The following is a 4,210-nucleotide window of genomic DNA, read 5'->3' on the forward strand; positions in this document are numbered from 1 at the left end:
CGGGCGCGGACGTCAGCCGCTGCAGCAATCCGGCGGGGGCGGGCGCGGGCGGCGTGCCCGCGCCCAGCGCGCGCATCATCGTCTGCAACTGGTCGAGCGCGGCCAGCAGCGCGTCGATGGTGTCGGCGTCGAGCAGCAGCCGGCCGGCGCGCGCGTCGTTCAACAAATCCTCGGCGCGATGGCACAGCGCGACCATCGGCTCGACGGCGAGGAAGCCGGCGCCGCCCTTGACCGTGTGGAAGGCGCGGAACACCGCGTTCAGCAGCGCCGGATCGCGCGGAGCGGCCTCCAGCGCGATCAACTGGTCGCCGAGCGCCGCGAGCAGTTCCCCGGCTTCGACCAGGAAATCGGCGAGGATGCTCGTGTCCGGCGCCTGCGCCATGGCGTCAGAAGCCGAACTCGGCCAGCAGGCGGTCGACCTGGTCCTGGGTGGAGGCGGTCGCGCCCGGCGTCGCCGCGATCGGCGGCGGCGACGTGCCGGCCAGCGCGCCGGCCAGCCGCACCAGTTCCAGCAGCACGTGCTCGGCGCGCTCCATGAACCCGCCGATCTGTTGCATGCGCTGGCCGGTCAGGTCCTGCCAGGACTGCGCCACGGTCATCTCGCGCAAACCTTCCCGGCAGGCGTCGGCGAAGATCGCCGCCTGCCGCGCCAGCGCGCCGGCGTCGTCGGCCAGCGGGTCGCCGGCCAGGCCGTCGCAGCGCATCATCAGCGTGCCCGCCGCCTCTTCCAGCCGCACCGCTTCCGGCATCAGCCGTTCGGTCACGTCGAGGCTGGCGTGCGCGGCCTGTTCGCTCATGCTCATCGCCTCGCCGAGGCGGCGCCGCGCTTCGGGCAGCGCCTGCGCGGCGAGGCCGCCCGTCTCGACGTCGCTGGCGAGATGCTTGACCGCCTCGTGCAGTTCGCGCGCGAGCTTGCCGAGCGCGTGGAACAGCGCGTGCTCGCGGCGCCGGATCAAGGCGTCCAGCGCCTGCTCGAAGCTGCCCGGGTCGCTGGCGCCGAGCAGTTCCTTCAGTTCCGCAGGCAAGGCTGCGGCCGGCAGCTGCGGCGCTCCGGTGGTGGTGTCCATGCGCATCCCCTTCAGCTCGCCGTCGCCAGTCGTTCGAAGATCTTTTCCAGCTTTTCCTTCAGCGTGACCGCGGTGAACGGCTTGACGATGTAGCCGTTCACGCCGTTCTGCGCGGCCTCGATGATCTGTTCGCGGGTGTTCTCGGCGGTCACCATCAGCACCGGCAGCGCCTTCAGCGCCGGCTCGGCGCGGATCGCCTTGAGCAGCGCGATGCCGGTCATGCCCGGCATGTTCCAGTCGGTGACCACGAAGTCGAACTGCCCGCTCTTGAGCATCGGCAGCGCGGTCGCGCCGTCGTCGGCTTCCTGGATGTTGCCGAAGCCGAGCTCCTGCAGGAGGTTCTTGATGATGCGCCGCATAGTGGAGAAGTCGTCCACCACGAGGATCTTCATGTTCCGGTCCAAGCTCGCCTCCGCTCTCGTGTCTTCGTGCTCCCTCCCCTGTCCGGCAGGAGAGGGCCGGGGAGGGGTCGCTCCTCGCGGGTGAGCTACCCCCTCCCGGCCTCCCCCGCAGGCAGGGGGAGGCGTAATCCGTGTCAGCGCCGTTCGCGCCAGTCGGCCATGCGCGCGCGCAGGCGCACCAGCGCCTGGCCGTGGATCTGGCAGACGCGCGATTCGGTCACGCCGAGCACCTCGCCGATCTCCTTCAGGTTCAGCTCCTCGTCGTAGTACAGCGACATCACCAGCTTCTCCCGCTCCGGCAAGCCGTCGATCGCCTCGGCGAGTGCCGCCTGCATGGCCCCCGCCTCCAGCGCCTGCGCCGGGCCGGCGCCGCCCTCGTCGGCGACGTCGATCCCGCTGCCATCCTCGTCGCCGCTGCCGGACAGGCTGAGCAGGCGGCAACTGGCGGCGTCGCGCAGCACCTGGTGGTACTCGTCCAGCGTGATGCCGAGCCGGCGCGCCACTTCCGTTTCGTCGGCGTCGCGCCCGGTCTCGCCTTCCAGCTGGCGTACCGCCTCCGCCACTTCGCGCGCCTTGCGGTGCACGGAGCGCGGCGTCCAGTCGGTCTTGCGCAACTCGTCGAGCATCGCCCCGCGGATGCGTATCCCCGCGTAGGTCTCGAAGTTCGCCGAACGCGACGGCGCATAGTTCCGCGCCGCCTCGAGCAGGCCGATCATGCCCGCCTGGATCAGGTCGCCGACCTCCACGCTGGGCGGCAGCCGCCCCATCAGGTGGTAGGCGATGCGCCTGACCAGCGGCGCATGTTTTCGCACCAGCTCGTCGGCCGAGATGCGCTGGACCTCCAGGTATTCCGCGCTGGCGTTCATCGTCATGCCCCCAGCGCTGCCGGCACGCCGGCCAGGCGCTCCACGAAGAACTCCAGGTGGCCGCGGCTTCCCGCCGCCACGTCCCACTTATCGGCCGCCATCGCCAGATTCTTGAGCGCCACCGCGGCGCGGCTGCCGGGGAAGGCGTCGACCACCGCGCGCTGGCGGCGGATCGCGCGGCGCAGGTGGTCGTCGTCGGGCACCGCGCCGACGTAGTCCAGCGCCACCTGCAGGAAGCGGTCGGTGACGCGCAGGATCTTTTCGTGCAGTTGGCGGCCGTGCGCGGCGTCGCGCACCATGTTGGCGACCACGCGGAAGCGCTCGACGCCGAAGTCGCGGCTGAGCACCTTGATCAGCGCGTAGGCGTCGGTGATCGAGGCCGGCTCGTCGCACACCACCACCACCACTTCCTGCGCGGCGCGGCTGAACAGGGTCACGCTCTCGGCGATGCCGGCGGCGGTGTCCACCACCATCACGTCCAGCGGCCGCGCGTAGTCGGCGAAGGCGCGGATCAGCCCGGCGTGCTCGGCGGTGCCGAGCTCGGCCATGCGCCGCGTGCCGGAGGTCGCCGGGATCACCTTCAGCCCGTGCGGCGCGTCCAGCACCAGGTCCTCGATGCCGCAGTCGCCGGCCAGCAGGTGGCTCAGGTTGCGGCCCGGCTGCAGGCCCAGCATCACGTCGACGTTGGCGAGGCCGAGGTCGGCGTCCAGCAGCAGCGTCTCGCGGCCCGCCATCGCCAGCGTCATCGCCAGGTTCACCGACACGCTGGTCTTGCCGACCCCGCCCTTGCCGCTGGTGACCGCGATCACCTTGACCGGCCGGCGCTGCGCCAGCCGCGCCAGCCCGACGGCCTGATTCATCAGCTTCCCTGACATGGAACCCTCGTGGTACGAGCCGGCGCCGTGGGGCGTTGCGGCGAATGCGGATGCGGCGTGCATGCGGCGCTCCTTACGCGAACGCGACGGCGACGCGGCCGAAGCGCTCGGCCATGACGAGATCGTCGAGCTGCGCCGCCGGCGCGTGCGCCTTGACCGCGCGGCACACCAGGCGGTGCGCGTCGGCGCGCGCGATGTCCTCGGGCACGCGCTGGCCGTCGGTGGTGTAGTCGATGGCGAGGCGGTGGCGGATCACCGCCGACAGCGCGCCGCCCAGCGCCGGCGCCTCGTCGAGCTTGGTCAGGATGCAGCCGGCCGGCGCGAACGGCGCGTAGGCGCGCACGGCCTCGTCCAGCGCCGCCGCCTGCGCGTTCGCGGCCAGCACCAGCGTGTTGCGCACCGGCACGCGCGTCTCGCGCAGGCCCTGCATCAGCGCGGCGACGCGCGCGTCGCGGCAGGCCATGCCCGGGGTGTCGATCAGCACCAGGCGCTGGTCGGCGAGGCGCTCCATCAGCGCGCGCAGCGCGGCCGGCTCGCCGGCGCTGTACACCGGCACGCCGAGCAGGCGCCCGTAGTGGAACAACTGCTCCTCGGCGCCGATGCGGAAATCGTCGGTGGTGACCAGCGCCACGCCCTTCAGTCCGTGGCGCATCACGTAGCGCGCCGCCAGCTTGGCCAGCGTGGTGGTCTTGCCGACGCCGGTGGCGCCGAGCAGCGCGATCGCGCCGCCGTCGTCGAGGAAGTCGTGCGCGTTGACCGGCACCCTGCGCGACAGCAGGCCGAGCGGCAGGTAGCGCGCCTGCTCCGGCGACATCTGCTCGGGCAGCTCGCCGACGATGCTGCCGGCGACGTCGGCGTCGATGCCGAGCCGCGACAGCTCGCGCAGCATGCGCGCCGACAGCGGCTTGCGCCGGCCGAGGTCGTTCCAGGCCAGGCTGGAAAGCTGCGATTCGAGCATGCCGCGCAGCGCGTGCAGTTCCTGCTTCATGCCCAGCAGGGGC

General features: G+C 72.1%; 6 protein-coding genes. All 6 read right to left on the reverse strand.

What is annotated here, in order from left to right:
* A partial coding sequence (locus tag ABFC67_RS09305) for an Hpt domain-containing protein (RefSeq protein ID WP_346737733.1) occupies window positions 1–382 on the reverse strand: 382 nt, incomplete at its 3' end.
* Between the two features lie 4 nt (window positions 383–386).
* On the reverse strand, window positions 387–1,067 hold the full coding sequence (locus ABFC67_RS09310; protein ID WP_346737734.1) for a protein phosphatase CheZ: 681 nt from the start codon (window positions 1,065–1,067) through the stop codon (window positions 387–389).
* 11 nt (window positions 1,068–1,078) lie between these two features.
* Window positions 1,079–1,471, reverse strand: coding sequence for a chemotaxis response regulator CheY (gene cheY, locus ABFC67_RS09315; RefSeq protein WP_346737735.1), 393 nt, complete (start codon window positions 1,469–1,471; stop codon window positions 1,079–1,081).
* A 131-nt stretch (window positions 1,472–1,602) separates the two neighbouring features.
* A complete protein-coding gene (locus tag ABFC67_RS09320) occupies window positions 1,603–2,334 on the reverse strand; it encodes an RNA polymerase sigma factor FliA (RefSeq protein ID WP_346737738.1) in 732 nt (243 codons plus the stop codon).
* A gap of 2 nt (window positions 2,335–2,336) precedes the next feature.
* Window positions 2,337–3,194 (reverse strand): MinD/ParA family protein, encoded by an 858-nt coding sequence (locus tag ABFC67_RS09325; RefSeq protein WP_346737736.1) that lies wholly within the window; start codon window positions 3,192–3,194, stop codon window positions 2,337–2,339.
* Between the two features lie 88 nt (window positions 3,195–3,282).
* Window positions 3,283–4,210 (reverse strand): flagellar biosynthesis protein FlhF (gene flhF / locus ABFC67_RS09330; protein WP_346737737.1); only part of this gene is annotated, 928 nt, incomplete at its 5' end.

It is taken from the genome of Mizugakiibacter sp., assembly GCF_039680435.1.
GTDB lineage: Bacteria > Pseudomonadota > Gammaproteobacteria > Xanthomonadales > Rhodanobacteraceae > Mizugakiibacter.